This is a genomic window from Variovorax durovernensis (assembly GCF_977011995.1).
The window spans coordinates 2657136-2673466 of record NZ_CDRNCW010000001.1 but is presented as its reverse complement, the minus strand read 5'-3'; the positions used below and the strand labels follow the sequence as shown (position 1 = coordinate 2673466).

14 protein-coding genes are annotated in these 16331 nt (G+C 65.1%); 6 read left to right on the top strand and 8 right to left on the bottom strand.

Annotated elements, in window-relative coordinates; translation table 11 throughout:
* Positions 1-5 precede the first annotated feature (5 nt).
* The 6 genes from ACWV14_RS12730 to ACWV14_RS12705 all read left to right on the top strand — a co-directional run bounded on the left by ACWV14_RS12730 (position 6) and on the right by ACWV14_RS12705 (position 5550).
* The gene (locus ACWV14_RS12730) at positions 6-671 is read left to right on the top strand and encodes a hypothetical protein (RefSeq protein ID WP_454908942.1); all 666 of its coding nucleotides are present in this window, start codon (positions 6-8) and stop codon (positions 669-671) included.
* Between the two features lie 69 nt (positions 672-740).
* The gene (locus ACWV14_RS12725) at positions 741-1748 is read left to right on the top strand and encodes a Bug family tripartite tricarboxylate transporter substrate binding protein (protein WP_454908941.1); all 1008 of its coding nucleotides are present in this window, start codon (positions 741-743) and stop codon (positions 1746-1748) included.
* A gap of 131 nt (positions 1749-1879) precedes the next feature.
* Complete coding sequence (locus ACWV14_RS12720) at positions 1880-2545, top strand: response regulator (RefSeq protein WP_454908940.1); 666 nt, start codon at positions 1880-1882, stop codon at positions 2543-2545.
* A 145-nt stretch (positions 2546-2690) separates the two neighbouring features.
* The gene (locus ACWV14_RS12715) at positions 2691-4091 is read left to right on the top strand and encodes a sensor histidine kinase N-terminal domain-containing protein (RefSeq protein ID WP_454909629.1); all 1401 of its coding nucleotides are present in this window, start codon (positions 2691-2693) and stop codon (positions 4089-4091) included.
* Positions 4092-4109: 18 nt separating this feature from the next.
* Entirely contained in the window at positions 4110-5132 is a 1023-nt protein-coding gene (locus ACWV14_RS12710) for a tripartite tricarboxylate transporter substrate binding protein (RefSeq protein ID WP_454908939.1), read from the top strand.
* A 19-nt stretch (positions 5133-5151) separates the two neighbouring features.
* Positions 5152-5550: a DUF6194 family protein gene (locus ACWV14_RS12705; protein ID WP_454908938.1), complete on the top strand. Its 399-nt coding sequence runs from the start codon at positions 5152-5154 to the stop codon at positions 5548-5550.
* Here ACWV14_RS12705 and ACWV14_RS12700 read toward each other — a convergent pair.
* The 8 genes from ACWV14_RS12700 to ACWV14_RS12665 all read right to left on the bottom strand — a co-directional run bounded on the left by ACWV14_RS12700 (position 5547) and on the right by ACWV14_RS12665 (position 16284).
* Positions 5547-6767, bottom strand: a complete 1221-nt coding sequence (locus ACWV14_RS12700; RefSeq protein ID WP_454908937.1) for an ROK family transcriptional regulator — start codon at positions 6765-6767, stop codon at positions 5547-5549. The two genes, ACWV14_RS12705 and ACWV14_RS12700, sit on opposite strands and share 4 nt — an antisense overlap.
* Positions 6760-7557 (bottom strand): ATP-binding cassette domain-containing protein, encoded by a 798-nt coding sequence (locus ACWV14_RS12695; RefSeq protein WP_454908936.1) that lies wholly within the window; start codon positions 7555-7557, stop codon positions 6760-6762. Before ACWV14_RS12695 ends, ACWV14_RS12700 begins: the two co-directional genes overlap by 8 nt.
* A complete protein-coding gene (locus ACWV14_RS12690) occupies positions 7557-8516 on the bottom strand; it encodes an ABC transporter permease (protein WP_454908935.1) in 960 nt (319 codons plus the stop codon). Before ACWV14_RS12690 ends, ACWV14_RS12695 begins: the two co-directional genes overlap by 1 nt.
* 15 nt (positions 8517-8531) lie before the next feature.
* Complete coding sequence (locus ACWV14_RS12685) at positions 8532-9542, bottom strand: substrate-binding domain-containing protein (protein ID WP_454908934.1); 1011 nt, start codon at positions 9540-9542, stop codon at positions 8532-8534.
* A 276-nt stretch (positions 9543-9818) separates the two neighbouring features.
* A complete protein-coding gene (locus ACWV14_RS12680) occupies positions 9819-10229 on the bottom strand; it encodes a hypothetical protein (protein WP_454908933.1) in 411 nt (136 codons plus the stop codon).
* Positions 10230-10235: 6 nt separating this feature from the next.
* Positions 10236-10853, bottom strand: coding sequence for a hypothetical protein (locus tag ACWV14_RS12675; protein ID WP_454908932.1), 618 nt, complete (start codon positions 10851-10853; stop codon positions 10236-10238).
* Positions 10854-11169: 316 nt separating this feature from the next.
* Complete coding sequence (locus ACWV14_RS12670) at positions 11170-11553, bottom strand: hypothetical protein (RefSeq protein WP_455240240.1); 384 nt, start codon at positions 11551-11553, stop codon at positions 11170-11172.
* 18 nt (positions 11554-11571) lie between these two features.
* The gene (locus ACWV14_RS12665) at positions 11572-16284 is read right to left on the bottom strand and encodes an RHS repeat-associated core domain-containing protein (protein ID WP_454908930.1); all 4713 of its coding nucleotides are present in this window, start codon (positions 16282-16284) and stop codon (positions 11572-11574) included.
* Positions 16285-16331: the final 47 nt, after the last annotated feature.

Below are 16331 nucleotides of genomic sequence, written 5' to 3'. Positions count from 1 at the left end.
TCGCCGTGGACGCCGATGCACCGCACTCCCCGGACCGGGCAACGCTGCCGGACTGGGCGTCGCAGTCGGAGCCCGTGGAAGGCGTGCTCATCGATATCGCTTTCATCGTGGAGGCCTCGTTCTACTACGGCACTTCGTCGAACATCTCGCCCGAGCAATGGCAGAACATGCGCGAGCCGCTTTACCAGCCGGCCATACCGGGTGCGGCACAGGGCTTCGTGCTGTCGGCCGACTGCGTCGGCCACGAGGAAGAGCTCTGCCGCCACTACCGCGATCTGCTCACCAAAGCCGCGCACCACGGCAAGGATCTGGCAGACAGCCCCAATTTCTGGAACAGGCCGGTCGTCCTTGCACCAGGCCGCTTTCTGCTGAGCTTTCCGTGGCACGACCGCTTCAGCGAGGGGCGGGCCTTCATCGAATCGTTGACGGCAGGCACGCCGGGCGAAGTGTTCTCCGACTACGAGCAAGGCTGGTTCTTCGACCTGCGGCTGCACGACGGCATGCTGTACCTGCGCGATGACGACCCGGACGAGGGCAAGACCTTCCACAACCTGCGCTTTGCATATGCGCCCGTGCGCGCGCAGGTGGAAACCGTCCTTTCGCGCGTGGAGCAGCTGATCGCCAGGCTTGCGGGCGAATTCGGCCGGGACTACTGGACGGGCGGCGACTGACAGCATTCCGACAGCATCCGCCGGGCAGGATGCGCGCTTTCAATACCAAAGCGCTGGAGACACAAGCCCATGTCCGACCTGTTCCCGAACCACACACACCTGAACCGCCGCCACTGGCTGCAAGCCGGCGGCGCCCTCGGCCTCGGCGGCCTGCTGCCCTCGCTGGCCTCGGCGCAAGACGCCTGGCCCAACAAGTCGATCCGCTTCGTCGTGCCCTTCGCACCCGGCGGCAGCTCGGAAATCGTCGCGCGCTCGACCGCGGCCGAGCTCTCGCGCACGCTGGGCCAGAGCGTGTTCGTCGACAACAAGCCCGGCGCGGCCGGCAACATCGCGATGAGCGAAGTGGCGCGCAGCACCGACCAGCACACGATCATCCTGGGCCACATCGGCACGCTGGCGGTCAATCCGTACATCTTTGCCAAGCTGCCCTACGACGCGAACAAGGACTTCAAGCCCGTGAGCCTGCTGGCCAAGGTGCCCAGCCTGTACGTGGTGCACCCGGACGTGCCGGCGAAGAACCTCAAGGAGTTCATCGCCTATGCCAAGTCGAAGCCGGGCAAGCTCAGCTACGGTTCGGCGGGCAACGGCAGCGCCGGGCACCTGGCATTCGAATACCTGAAGATGACGGCCGACGTGTTCATGCTGCACGTGCCCTACCGCGGCACCGGGCCGATGGTGACCGACCTGCTCTCGGGCCGGCTCGACGCGTCGGCCATCGGCGCGGCGGCGATCATTCCGTTCATCAAGGCGGGCAAGGTGCGCTGCATCGCGACCGGCTCGGCCAAGCGCCTGACGCAGCTGCCCGACGTACCGACCGTGGCCGAGCAAGGCTTCCCCGGCTTCGAGATGACGCAGTGGTACGGCATGCTGGCGCCGGCCAACATCACGCCCGCACAGATGGCCAAGCTCTCGGCCGAGACGATGAAGGCAGTGAAGTCGCCCGACTCGATGCAGCGCCTGACGGCCGATGCGGCAGAAGCTGTCGGCGGCACGCCCGAGCAGTTCACTCAGTTCATTGCGGCAGAGCAGGCCCGCTGGCAGAAAGTAATCGCAAGGGCAAACATCAAGCCGGATTGATTGGCAAACCCCCAGGCTTCGCGCACTTCGTGTCGCTGCGCCAGCCCCCTTGCAGGGGGCAACACCTGCGGCCCGGCAAAGCCGGTTCCGCGGTGTTTCCCGAAAAGGCCCGGCACAACTAGGATCAGCCGATGCGCATTCTCCTGGCCGAAGACGAACACACCCTGGGCACCTGGCTCTGCAAGGCGCTGGAGCACGCGGGCATCCAGGTCGAATGGGTGGACGACGGGAGGCTGGCCGATCGGGCGCTGCAGCAGCGCGACCACGATGCGCTGGTGCTCGACCTGGGCCTGCCCGGGCTCGACGGGCACACGGTGCTGCAACGCCTGCGCGAGCGCGACCAGCGGCTGCCCGCGCTGATCCTGACGGCGCGCGACTCGCTGAACGAGCGCGTGGCCTCGCTCAACGCAGGCGCGGACGACTTCCTCGCCAAGCCCTTCGCGCTGGCCGAACTCGAGGCGCGGCTGCATGCGCTGGTGCGCCGCGCGCGCGGCGTGGAGCATCCACGGCTGGCCTGCGGGCCGCTGGTGTACGACGGCGCGCGCCGGCACTTCACGCTGAACGGCGAGGCGCTCGCGCTGTCGCCGCGTGAACTGGCGGTGCTGCGCGTGCTGGTGCAGCGCAGCGGCGAGCCGCTGTCGAAGCAGCAGATCCTCGAGCGCGTGTTCTCCGACGACGAGGAGGTGCATCCCGAAGCGGTGGAAGTCTTCGTCTACCGGCTGCGCAAGAGGCTGGACGGCAGCGGCGTGCGCATCGTCACGCTGCGCGGGCTCGGCTATGTGCTGGAAGCAGAATAAATGGCACGCCCCCAGGCTTCGCGCACTTCGTGTCGCGTCTCCTTCCCCCTCGCGGGGGCGACACCTGCGACCCGGCAGAGCCGGTTCCCCGGTGCCTCGTGAAGAGGCCGCTTCGGCACCGTGCATCGTGGGCATGGCGCTGAACATGGGGACCCGCCTGCGGCGTGCGAGCCTGTGGCAGCGGCTCGCGCTGCTGCTGTTCCCCGCCTTGCTGGTGGTGACCGGCCTCGAACTGTGGATGACGCGGCACGACGCGCTGGCCGCAGCCAACGCGGCCTACGACCGATCGCTGCTGGGCGCGCTGAAGTCGATCGACGCCAACATCTCGACCGCATCGGGCGGGCTGTCGGTCGAGCTGCCATACACGATGCTCGAGTTCTTCGAGCTCACTGCGAGCGGCCAGGTTTTCTTCAGGGTGTCGACCTCCGACGGGCTGGTCGAACTGGGCAGCGCCGACCTGCCCGCGCCGCCGGTCGAGCTGAAGATGGGCACGCCGGTTTTCTACGACGCCACCTACTTCGGCGAAGCGGTGCGGCTGGCCGCCTACCGCCGCGACCTCGATCGTGCGCCGGCCGGCAGCACGGGACGCAGCGTGCTGGTGCAGGTGGGCGAAAGCACGCGCTCGCGGCAGGAGTTCACCGCCCGCCTGGTGCGCAGCGCGGCGCTGCGCGACGGCCTGGTGCTGGCCATGCTGCTGTGCGGCACCGCCGTGGCGCTGGCCGCGGCGCTACGCCCGCTGTCGCGGCTGGCGCGCGAAGTGCAGGCGCGCACGCCCGACGACCTCACGCGCATCGCCGAGGCAGACCTGCCCGCCGAGGTGCGCCCGCTGGTCGCCGCGGTCAACCAGCAGATGTCGCGCACGCAAGACCTGGTGACGCAGCAGCGCCAGTTTCTCGACGACGCCTCGCACCAGTTGCGCACCCACCTCACCACGCTGCAGATGCAGGCCGACTACGCCCGGCGCGAGCAGGACCCGGCGCAGATCCAGCTCGCGCTCGACGCGCTGGCCACCGAGATCGGCCGCGCCACACGCAGCGCACAGCAGTTGCTTGCGCTGGGACGCAGCGACACGGTGTCGGTCGAGCCGGCCGGCTTCGACATGGCGGCGCTGCTGCGCGAGGTGGCGGTCGACTTGCTGCCGCTGGCGCGCGCCAAGCGCATCGACCTGGGCATTCACTCGCCCACGCCAGAGTTCATCGCCGTCGCGGACCGGGCGCTGATGCGCGAGGCCTTGAGCAATCTGGTGACGAATGCCATCGCCTACACGCCTGCCGAGGGCACGATCACGCTGTTCGCGGCCGGCGACGCGGCGGGCTGGAGCCTCAACGTCGAGGACGACGGGCCGGGCTTGAGCGAAGAAGAGCGCGCCGCGCTGGGCCAGCGCTTTCGCCGTGGCGCGCGTGCCGGCAAGGGCGGTTTCGGCCTCGGGCTGGCCATTGCGCGATCCATCGCACAGCGGCACCAGGGCGAACTGCGGCTGGAGGCACGCGAGACCGGGCCGGGCCTGCATGCGATCATCTGGTGGCCCCGCCCGGCGGCGCACTGACCAGCCCGCCACCACTCAATGCCCGCGCCCCTTCACGCCAACCGCCGCCACGCCCTGCGCGCGCTGTCCGCGCTGCTGTTGCCCGCCAGCCTGCGCGCAGCGGCGGCAACGGCCGATGACCCCTCCCTGGAGGCCGCCGACTGCGTGATCCCCGCCAAGGCCGGCGGTGGCTTTGCGCTGACCTGTGCGCTCGCCCGCGATGCGCTGCAGGCCGTGCGCCCCACCCGCCCGCCGTTGGCCCAGCGCTACCTGCCGGGCGGCATCGGCGCCGTCGCGTTCGACCGCATCGCCACCGGCAAGCTCGGCGGGCCCGGCACGCTGGTCGCGTTCTCGAGCGGCTCGCTGCTCAACCTGGCACAGGGGCGCTTCGGTCCGCATCCGCCTTCGGCCGTGCGCTGGATCGCCACGCTCGGCACCGACTACGGCGTGATCGCGGTGCACCGCGACTCGCCCTGCAAAAGCCTGCAAGACCTGGTCGCCGCGCTGCGCCAAGACCCGTCGCGCATCGCCTTCGGCGCGGGCGGCACGGTCGGCAGCCAGGACTGGGTGAAGGCCGCGCTGCTGGTGCGCGCCGCGGGGCGCGACCACAAGGCGATGAGATTCGTGTCCTTCGAAGGCGGCGGCGACGCGCTGGGTGCGCTGCAGGGCAAGCATGTCGACGCCTTCCCCGGCGATGCGGCCGAAGCGCTGCAGGCCATTGCGGGCGGTGCCGCCGTGCGGCTGCTCGCGGTGCTGTCGGAAGACCGGCTCGGCGGCGCCCTCACCGGCGTGCCGACCGCGCGCGAACAAGGCGTCGACCTGGTCTGGCCGACGGTGCGCGGCCTGTACCTGAGCGCTGACGTGCCGGAGGCCGCCGTTCGCGCCTGGACCGCCGCCTTCCGCGAGGCGAGCGCCGCGCCGGGCTTTGCCGCGTTGCGCGAGCGGCATGGGCTGTATCCCTTCGCGCTCACCGGCGCCGCGCTGGACGACTACGTGCAAGCGCAGATCGCCGCCTACCGCAAACTGGCCGACGGACTCGGCCTGCGCCGCTGGCCGTCGTGAACACGGGCAAGATGGCGGCATGACCGAAGACGCCATCACTGACTACCTGATCGACATGCTGGCCGGCGGCCACTTCCAGATCGCCGACGACAACACCTTCTTCTTCCACGACGGGGACAACAAGTTTCCCTTTGCCACGATCGTGACCAAGGACAGCGAGTTCGACGGCACCTCGAAGCTCGACCGCCCCGGCGCGTTCCGCCTGAACATCGGGGTAGGCAAGGAGAGCTTCCGCGCGCTGTTCGGCGAAACGCCGGCAGCCATCGACCCGGCCGCGCTGGACACGCTGATGCCCCACCCCGTGTACGCAAAGATGTACTGGGTGAGCGTGATCTCTCCCAGCGCGACGACCTTCGAGAAAGTGAAGCCGCTGCTCGCCGAGGCGCTGGCCCTGGCAAGAGCGCGCAAGGCAGGCTAAGCCGCTTTCAGGAACACGTCGTGGTCCGGCGCGAAGTTGGCGTGCAGCGGCAACATCGCGCCGCCCAGCGCGCAGGCTTGCGCACCTGCCCTGCCCCCGTGCAGCCGCGGCCGCCAGAGGCCTTCCCAGTTGCAGCGGTCGAGCGCGGCGCGCGTGCGCTCCAGCAAGGCCTGCAGCAGCGGGCGTGACATCGACCCGTCCATCACCACGTCGGCCAAGTCGAGCATGGCGGCGCCGTTCACGATGGCGTGTGCGAGCGCCTGCGATGCGTCGTCCAGCCAGGCCTGGGTGGCGGCTGCGAAAGGCGCCTGCAATGCGCGATCGTCATAGGCAGCCATCGCGTCCAGGCCGTCGCCCGCCAGGCGCTGCTCCAGCTCCCAAAGCGAGGCCTGCGCCACGAGCTGCGACGGCAGCCCGCCGCCGCCGGGCGGCTGCATGGGCAGCGACGCCAGCGCGCCCGCATTGCCGTGCGCGCCCGTGTGCAGGTGCGAGTTGATGACAAGCCCGCCGCCCACGAAGGTGTCGACGAAGATGTACAGAAAGCTCTTCAGGTCATGCCCGCGCCCGCCCACCAGTTCTGCCACGCAGGCAGCCACCGTGTCGCGCGCAAAGCTCACCGGCACGTCGGTGCGCGCACGCACCTCTGCCGCCAGGTCCATCTGGTTCCACAGGTCGGCCTGCGCCTTCGAAAGACCCAGCGTACGGTGCCAGCCGCCGAGCTGGAACGGCGCGGCCAGCCCCACGCCCACGTTGCGCACGGCCAGCGGCCCCAGGCCGTCGCGCAGACGGTGGATGTGCTGCGCAATCGCTGGCAGCAGCTCGTCCACGTCGGGAAAGTCGTAGTGCACGAGGTGTCGTTCTCGCACTTGCGTGGTGAAGTCGATCAGCAGCCATTCGGCGCCGCGCCGGCCGACCTTGATGCCGATGGAGAACGCGCCGTCGGGGTTCAGCGCCAGCGGCACGGAGGGTTGGCCGATGCGCCCGCGCACGCGGTTCTGCTTGACGATGAGCCCGTCTTCTTCCAGCCGCGCGGTGATGAGCCCGATGGTCTGCGCGCTCAGCCCCGTGAGCCGCGCGAGGTCGGCCTTGGGCAGACTTGTGTGGACGCGCAGCGCCTGCAGCACCGTGCGTTCGTTGAACTGGCGCATGCCGACCTGGTTGGAGCCGCGCAGCCGCAGCAGGTCGGGCATGTGCGCGGCAGTTTCCGCATCAGGCATGCGCCTCCGCTGGCAACTGGTCGGCGGTCATGGCGCCGGTCATCACGGCGACGGTGTCGCTCATGCTGATCTTCTTCGGGTCGAGCACGGCCGCGCGCTTGCCCAGGCGCGCCACGTGGATGCGGTCAGCCACCTCGAACACGTGCGGCATGTTGTGGCTGATGAGCACCACGGGCAGGCCTCGGTCGCGCACTCGGCGGATCAGCTCCAGCACCATGTTGCCCTCCTTCACGCCGAGCGCGGCGGTGGGCTCGTCCATGATGACCACATGCCGCGCGAAGGCCGCGCTGCGCGCCACCGCCACGCACTGGCGCTGGCCGCCTGAGAGCGTTTCGACCGCCTGCGTCATCGACTGGATGCCGACCTTCAGGTCGGCCATGCGCGCCGTGCTTTGGAGCAGCATCTGCTTCTTGTCGAGCATGCGCAGCACGCTGCCCAGGAAGCCGGGGCGGCGCAGCTCGCGGCCGAGGAACAGGTTCTCGTAGATGGTCATGGCCGGAGCCACGGCCAGATCCTGGTAGACCGTCTCGATGCCGGCGCGGCGCGCGTCCAGCGGGTTGCGGAAGTTCACCGCCTTGCCGTCTAGCAGGATCTGCCCTTCGTCGGGCACCACCGCGCCCGAAAGCGCCTTGATGAGCGACGACTTGCCCGCGCCGTTGTCGCCGATCACAGCGAGGATTTCTCCTTCGCGCAGTTCGAAGTCGACACCGTCGAGCGCCGTGACCTGACCGTAGCGCTTTACCAGGCCTTTGGCCTGCATCACGATCTTCGGATTGGTGACGGTATTCATCAGCGGGCTCCCCGGCGCGAGAGTTGGTCGGCGGCCACCGCAAGAATCACTAGCACGCCCGTCACCAGCACTTGGTAGATCGACGACACACCCATCAGCGTGAGCCCGTTGCGGAACACGCCCACGATCAGCACGCCGATCAGCGAACCCAGCACGATGCCGCGCCCGCCAAACAGGCTGGTGCCGCCGAGCACCACCGCCGTGATGGCGTCCAGGTTCTCGGTCTGGCCCGCGTTCGGGTCGCCCACGCCGGTGCGCGCCACCGACAGCAGCGAGGCAATGCCGTAAAGCACGCCCGCCGCCACGTACACGCCCAGCAGCACGCGCTGCGTCGGAATGCCGACCAGCCGCGTGGCCTCGGCGTTGTTGCCCACCGCATAGATGTGCCGCCCCGCCGCCGTCTCGCGCAGCACGAACCAGGCGAGCGCATAGAGCGCCACCATCAGCACCGAGCCCCACGCCACTTCGGCGCTGCCGATGTTGAAGGTGGTGCCCAGGCCGGTGAGGCCGCCGGGCAGGTCGGTGATGGTCTGCGAGGACGAGTACAGCTGCGTGATCGCGAAGGCAATGTTCAGCGTGCCCAGCGTCACGATGAAAGGCGGCAGCTTGATGCGCGTGACCAGCAGGCCGTTCAGCAGCCCGAACAGCGTCGTCACGCCGATGCCGCACAAGATGGCCAGCGGCACGGGCAGCCCGAGTTCAGTGGCGAACTTGCTCATGATGATGCTGCCCAGCGCCATCACCATGCCGCACGAAAGGTCGATGCCCGCCGTGAGGATGATCAGCGTCTGGCCGATGGCGATGACACCGACCACCATCACCTGCTGCAGGATCAGCGATAGATTGCCGCCGGTAAGAAAGCGGTCGGACTGGGTCGCAAAGAAGATGCATGCGCCGAGCAGGGCCAGCCACGGCCCGAGGGCGCCCCACGGAATGTGGTGCGTTGGAGACTTCGCCATCTAGAGGTCCGCCGGTTACTTCTTGCCCCAGCACAGCTCGGTGCCGGTCTTGGTGTCCTTGCTGTCGACGCCCGCCACGCTCTTGCCGGCGATCAGCGTCACGCCGGTGTCGACGTAGCCCGAGGCCTTCTTGCCCGTCTTGGCGAATTCCACGCCCGCGGCCACGCCCATGGCGGCCATCTTCAGCGGGTATTGCTGCGAGGTCGCGGCGATGATGCCGGCGGCCGTGTCCTTGATGCCCTGGCAGCCGCCGTCGACCGACACGATCATCACGCCCTTCTCCTTGCCGGCGCGCTTCAACGCGTTGTATGCACCGGCGGCGGCAGGCTCGTTGATCGTGTAGACGAGGTTCACCTCGGGCGCCTTCTGCAGGCAGTTTTCCATCACGGTCTGCGCCTTGGCCTGGTCGCCGTAGCTGTCGGCCATGCAGACGATCTCGGGCGCCTTCGACAGTTCGTTCGACTTGGCGTCGTTGGCCGGCAGGCCGAAGCCCTTCATGAAACCGTTGTGGCGCTGCGCGCCCACAGGGTGGCCCGGCAGCAGGTCGAGCGCGACGATCTTCGCCGGCTTGCCCGCCATCGCGGCCTTGGCGTATTCGCCGATCAGCACGCCGGCCGTGTAGTTGTTGGTGGCGAAAAGCGCGTCGGTGGCGTCCGGCGGATCGGCCGGGCTGTCGAGCGCGATCACCATCACGCCCTTGTCGCGCGCCTTCTTGATCGCCGGCACGATCGCCTTGGCATCGCTCGGCGTGATCAGGATGGTCTTGGCGCCGGCCGCGATCATGTTTTCCATCGCCGTGATCTGGCCGGCGTTGTCGCCGTCGGCCTTGCCTGCGCCGGAGAGCAGCTTGGCGCCTAGCTTCTTGGCCTCTTCCTGCGCGCCTTCCTTCATCTTGACGAAGAAGGGGTTCGTTTCGGTCTTGGTGACGAGGCCGATGACGGGCTGGTCGGCGGCGAAGGCGCCGCTGGCGGCAACGAGGGACATGGCCGCAATGGCCAGGATGGTGCGGGGGCTGCTGCTGGGCATGGTGTGTCTCCTTGGCGGGCGCTGGGTGATGCGCCCTGCGGGTTTGGATCCGGATCGCTGGCCTTGGCGGCGGGCGTCCGGGCGCAAGGGGACTATCGGGCAGCGGGGCGACTAAATCAAGGCGATTTAGTTATCGAAAACCCGGAGACGCGAGATGAGGAGGATCCGATGCCCACCTTGGCCATGCGATGTCGCCAGATGCTGGGAGTTCTGTTCACGGACTGTCTGTCGTATGCGCAACTCTGAGAGGTCGATAGGCGCAGCACCTAGCTTGTCCTACCCGGCGGGAGGCAAAGGAGCCGGCACCGTAAAAGAGAGCTTTCTGAAAAAGACCTGCGTATCGTATTTTTGACCTGCTCTAGAAAAGCTCCAGAATTCCGCAGGAAAGAAATAACCAACCCCCTGAAAATCGCTCAATTGACTCAAAGCATACTCTGAAGCCTCTCGACTCATCTCCAGATTCAATGAGTGCTTTTTCAGCTGGAGACAATCCGGGGAACCCAGGCGCAACTCAATCGTTGCTTCTTCAAGATTCCCTCGAACAAAATGAAAACAGGCAACGTGCTCGACGCCATCAATTCCATCAAGCAGCGCAGAAATTTTCTGAAAAAATGAGACGGCACCTTCCTCATCGAAATCGATTGTTAACTCACTCTTGCTCAGTGGTCCAAAATGAAAGACTATCAAGCGACCTCACACACCGGCATTGCCATTCGAAGAATTCAAAATTGAATTCATTTCATCGAAATTCAACTTCGATACAAACTCCAAATCCACGGAATCCAGCGCCCCAAAAAATCTTGAGGCACCACTCAACGCCCAAACGCCACCAACCCGGTAATGCTCGCTCACAAAATAACGAATATTTTTCCGTAAAACTTCGTTACTCAACCCCTGATAAACCGATTGAATAATTTTCAAAGTCTTCGAGGCATTATCACGGGAAAGCAAATCCAAATCCCCGTAGAAGCCGTGGGCCGGAATAGAGCTACCCCATCTCACCATGATATAGACGCATGCACCAATTACGTCTTCTACGTCAATCCTTGTTTGGGCTGACCTGTGTCTGACGCAAGACTCGAGATAACTGCAGACAAAGGCTTCGGGAAAAATATCTTCATCTTCAAAGCTTGAATCCAATTTTTCCCTGGCCTTCAAATTTCTGGCCAGCATCTCCGCCTCATCTACACCAGCTACATTTTCCGGCCTCACCCATATAAAAGGCCCTGCACCCTCGTCTCGATCAATCAATTCTTCAATGGAAACACCAATCGACGAGGCCGACATCAAAAAACCATATTCGTCTTTCATTTCATGTCGTTTTCATTGGAATACTCAATGCGTCCTGCAAACTTCTGTACAGCCCCGCCTCTTCATCCAAGTACTGCCCCTGGAATCTGATCGGATTTGCGATGCCTGTCCGTCGCCCCGCCTCGCTGATCGCCTCCCGCGCCTCTCCTCACGCCTTGCTCAACATGGTAGATGCCACCGTTGGCCGTCATGAACGCCTTTGCGTCGGTCATCTCACTCCGCGCCATCGCGCTTGCCTGGCGCACCTGCACCAGCGACGCGAACTAATTCACCCCAAAACGAGCGGCACGGCCCTTAAAAATATCTTCAATAAATCTCAATAATCCAGCTTCGGAGGCAACACTCCATGAATTCGTAAAATCTCAACAGCACCATCCAGAAAATTCAACGGCAACATTGAATTTTCTCCATACGAATCAACAATGCCAACCTCAACCACAAAATCAATCAGTTTGAAAAAATCCTGCTGAATATCCATGGGCACCTTTTCTTCCAACCCCAAAGGCCTTGCATCTCCGCGCCCATTCAACGGCAAAATTGCCCCTTCCCGCTCCCACTTTCCAAAATCCGACTCGCCAGCTCTTTTCAAATGGGCCAGCAGCGTCTCAACTGAGGCATCCTCAATTTTAAAATGCCGCACAAACACCTCCAAGCAATTCGCAGCATAAATTTGCTTTTCAGCCGCAGACAAATCGTACAAACCCGTCTTACTCATAAATCACCTTTCAACCTTTAGCCCGAATATTTTTACAAGAGGATTGCACACACAGCAAGGCGGCTTATTACTTCCATGAATTCCAGATAGACTATTTCGCCCACGGACATTAGCAACTGAAATTGTTGCCCCTGTTAAATCAATCCCCTTATTAAGAGCACGAGAGATTGCATTAACTTCGGCGCACTCCCCATTGAATTGATTTGGAGGAATTTCCGCAAGAGCATCCTGAACTTCCTTGTTCTGAACACCACCCTGATTTCTACCGACAATGACCCGGCCATCTGAGGTCCTTATCACCGCCACAGTATTTGGCCGCTTCTCCGCATTCAATGATTGGGCTTTATCTGCTAGTCGCTGTGCAGGATTTTTTCCGCTAAATGATAGACCTAGAGGATCAATCCATTCGACGGCATTCGACGCATAGGCATGCAAGTTAGTCCCACCCGCCAATGCGATCGGGTCGCTGGAAGCAAATCTCCCGCTGCACGGGTCGTAATATCGATACCGGTTGTAGTGAAGCCCCGTCTCCTCATCCCAATACTGCCCCTGAAACCGAATCGGATTCCTGAACCCCGCCCTTCTCCCAGCCTCGCTGATCGCCTCCCGCGCCTCCCCCCACGCCTTGTACTGCGCCGACCAGGCAACGCTGCCTTCATGGTCCGTCAACTCCTGCGGCGTGCCCAGGTGATCGCACTGGTAGAACGCCATCTCCTTCCTGTCGAACGCCCGCGGCACTTGCCTCTGCTCGCCGTTCCACAACGGATCCTGCTCGATGTCATAGACGCCGCCGTTGGCCTCCATCAGCGCTCTCGCATCCGTCGTCTCGCTCAGCGCCATCGCGCTTGCCCGGCGCACCTGCACCAGCGGCACGAACGAGTTCGCCTCGTGGATGTAGTGCACGCTCCAACCGTGCTCGCCGCTCTCCTCTATCGCTGACTTGCTCTGCGTACTCTCGAAGGCGAGCACGTCGCCGTCCCAACCGAACAGCGTCGTGGTCTCGCCTGAACTCTTGGAGAGGCGCCGTCCCAGTGCGTCGTAGCTGAAGGTGGTGGTGATGCCGCTCTGGTCGATCGCCGCCGTCATGCGGTTGAAGCCGTCCCATGCGAAGACGATGCGCCAGCCGTTGCGCACCCGCTCGGTCATGTTGCCGCGTTCGTCGTAGCGGTAGCTGGTGCCGGCGTAGTTCTTCAGCAGGTTGTCCAGCAACTTGTTGGCTGGGTGCCTGAGCGGGTCGTTGGTCGCCGGCGGGTCGACGATGTTGCCTGCCGGGTCGAATGCAAACGTCTCGCGCCCTACTCGGCTGTTGGCTTCGAGCAGGCGGCCCACCGGGTCGTAGCGGTAGCTCAGGTTGCCTCGGCGGCTGTCGCCGATGCCAATCAACTGGCCAGCCTTGTCGTAGCTGTAGCGGCGCTGGATGCCGGTGGTCGATTCGATCGCGCCGGGCCTGGTGCGCGAGATCTGCTGTTCGAGCAACCGCCCCGCAGGGTCGTACTTCTGACGCTGGCTCAGCCCATTGCCCTGCTCGCGCGCAACCTCGCGGTGCAGGTCGTCTCGCTCGAAGCCCAGGATGTCTTGCCCGTCGATCAGCAAGCCGTGCACATGGCCGGAGCCGTAGGTCAGCCACTGGGTGACGTGCCCGTCGGGCCGCACGGTGGCGATGCGCTGGTTGAGTTCGTCGTAGCGGTGCTGCCAGACTGCCGTGCGCTTGCGCTCCAGGTAGTGGTGATGCTCGCGCGTCAGGTTGCCGGCCGGGTCGTAGAACCATTGCAGGCGCGCGTCGCTGTTGGTCGCCTCGAGCAGGCGGCCGTTGCAGTCGTAGGCGAAGCGTTCGGACTGCCCGCCGGCGCGGCGTTCGCTCAGGCGGCCCAGCGGATCGAATTCGAGCTCGGTGCGGTGGCCCGCCTCCACCACTTCGGCGAGCACGCCTGTGGTCTCTTCGTGGACGTACTGCGTGGCCTTGCGGTCGAAGCCGGTTTCTTCCAGCAGGCGGCCCACGGGGTCGTAGCGGAAGTCGTAGCGGCTGCCGTTCTCGTTGTGCAGTTCTGTCAGGCGGCCCAGCAGGTCCCAGTGGTACTTGAGCGAGCGGCCCGCGGCGTCGGTGCGGCCGGCGATCAGGCCGGCGCGCGTGTAGCTGTAGCGCGTGGCGCGCCCGAGCGCGTCGGTGTGCTTCAGCAGCCTGCCTTCGGCGTCGTGCTCGAACTGCTCGCTCGTCTGGTCGGGCAGCACGATTTCCTCGAGCTGGCCGGCAGCGTAGCGATATCCGGTCGCGTTGCCGGCGGCGTCGGTGGCCTCGGTGAGCCGGCCTCGTTCGTCGTATTCCCAGCGGCTGGTCTTTGCGGAGCAGTCGGTGTAGCTGAGCAGTTGCCCCGATGCGGAGTAGGCGAGCGTCTTCACGCCGCCCTTCGCATCGGTGATGCGCACGGGCCTTCCAGCCTTGTCGTAGGCATACCCGGTCTTGTGGCCCAACGGATCGATCTCTTCCGTGAGATGGCCCTGCGCGTCGTAGTCGCGCTTCCACACGCCGCCCTCCGCATCGCGGATGCCCGTGAGCCGGTGCAGCCCGTCGTATTCGTAGTGCACCCGGCTGCCGTCCGCACGCGTGTGCGTCTGCAGATTGCCGTCGGCGTCGTATGTGTAGTCATCCGTCGTGCCGTCGGTGTGCACATGGCGGGTGACATTCTTCGCGTCATCGCGGAAGAACCACTCCTGCAGCTTGTCAGGATGAATGATCCGGTAGGTGTAGCCCTCGATGTCGTAGTAGTGCCAGGTCTCCCCGCCCAGCGCATCGGTCACGTAGGTCAGGCGGATGTTCCTGTCGCACTCCAGTTTCAGCGCGAAGCTGCCGTCGTCGGACCACTCGCGCACGGCCTTGGCATCGGGACCGGTGCCGTCGTATTCGAGGTTCATGCCCCGGCCGGTGCGGTCGGTGTAGCGGGTCACGAGGTGGTGGCTGTAGGTGTAGCTCCAGCTCGCGCCGTCCTCGTCCTGGGCGGCAACGAGGTCGCGCTGCGCGTCGTGCGTGTAGGCGGCCAATTGCCGCACGATCTGGCCGTCCTTGAGCTCCCACAGCGACTGTATGAGACCGGTCTGCGCATCGGGCTTCGTGCCCACGTGCGCCATGACGGCTTCGCCATGCTTGCTGATGACGTCGCTGAGCACGCGCTCGCCCGTTGCCGAAACGACGTGGTCGTAGCGCAGCCCGATGGACATGCCGTCCCTCGCCTGCTGGGCGACAAGGCGGAAGTGGGGCTGCTTGCTGTCGACGTACTCATAGATCTCGCGCCACTCGCTCTGCTCGCCAGCGGGCAACGGCTTGCCGAAGTCCAGCACCAGCAGGCTCTCGCTCAGGCGCGAGACACGGACTTCCTCGATCGCGTCGAAGTAGCTCTGGCCCGCGGCCAGCACCGGATACGCATGGCTGCGGCCGTCGGCGGCGTGATGGACCAGGCTCGCCTTGCCTCGGCGCGCGCCGCGCACGGGCGTTGCAACGTCTACCCGCATGCTGTACGGAGTGATCCAGCGTGCACCGAGGCTGCCCCCATCGAATGCATCGAGGTCGCTGGCGTAAGTGCGTGCCCATTCGATCGGCAAAGGCGCTGCCAGCACGAAGTCAGTGTGGGTGAAGCTCTCGTTGCCGGTACTCAGGCTGATGGACGCGCCCTTGCGCGCCGGCGCAGGGCAGTTCTTGCAGCCTGCGGTCGCCTCCGCCGGAGCCTGCTTGGTGACGCGCTCGAGCTGATGGCCGTCCTTGTCCTTCTCAGCCTTCGCGCCGGCATTCGGCGCAATGATCGCTCCATGCTTGCCCCTCTTGCGCAGCAGCGCATCCCGCAGCTTGTGCAGCAGCCACATGACGCTGCCCTCTGCCTCCTTGTCCGCCAGCCTCGACAGCTGCCCGCGCAGCAGCCGCTTGAAATCCAGCATCTGCGTGATCACGCCGTTGACCCGGCCGGCAACACCATCGGGCAACTGGCTCGCCGCCGCCTTCGCCACGTAGTTCGCCGACTGCTTCGAGTAGCGCACCGCCGTGCCCCACATCCGGCTCCACGTGCTCTGCGTCTTCGGGTCGTGCACCTTCGTTTCCGCCCCGGGCGTACCCACCGTGAACAGGTCCTTCTGCCCCAGCACCCGACGCAGGATGTCCACCAGGTTGTCGATGATCTTGTCCGCCAGGTCTGCGCAACCCTTCAGGATGCCGTCGAGCTTGGCGATCGCACCGTCGATGAACTTGTCCAGCTCCCCCATGATGGTGGCGTTCAGGTGCCCTACCAGCGTCGTGACGATGGCCTCGCCCAGGTTCGACGCCGCCGTCTTCAGTTCCTGCCTCACCAGGTGCAGCGTCGGCCTCAGGCTCATGCGCGCCGCCGCCATGTTCGGCGGCGCCGGGATCAGCCCGATCAGGTTGATGCCCAGGCTCACCCAGTTCAGGAATGCATCGACGCTGTCCTTGGCCTTCTTGTCGACGATGTTGATGATGTCCAGGAACACATCCACCAGCGCCATGATGTTCCCGACGATCGGGATGCTGCCCAGCACCATCGTCAGGCGCTCCAGCGTCACGTAGCCTCCGCTGAACGAACGCAGCCAGTCGTCCACCGCCTTGCTCGCCGCGGCGATGTCCTCCTTCACGATCGTGTTCAGCGGCGCTACTGCTGCCTGCGGTTCCCTCTCCGCCGGTTTCTGGCCTTGCTGTTGCGAGCCTTCGCTTTCTGCCATCTTCTCTCCCTGCCTCTGGCTGATGTCTTGTCAGTGCTGTGAATCCA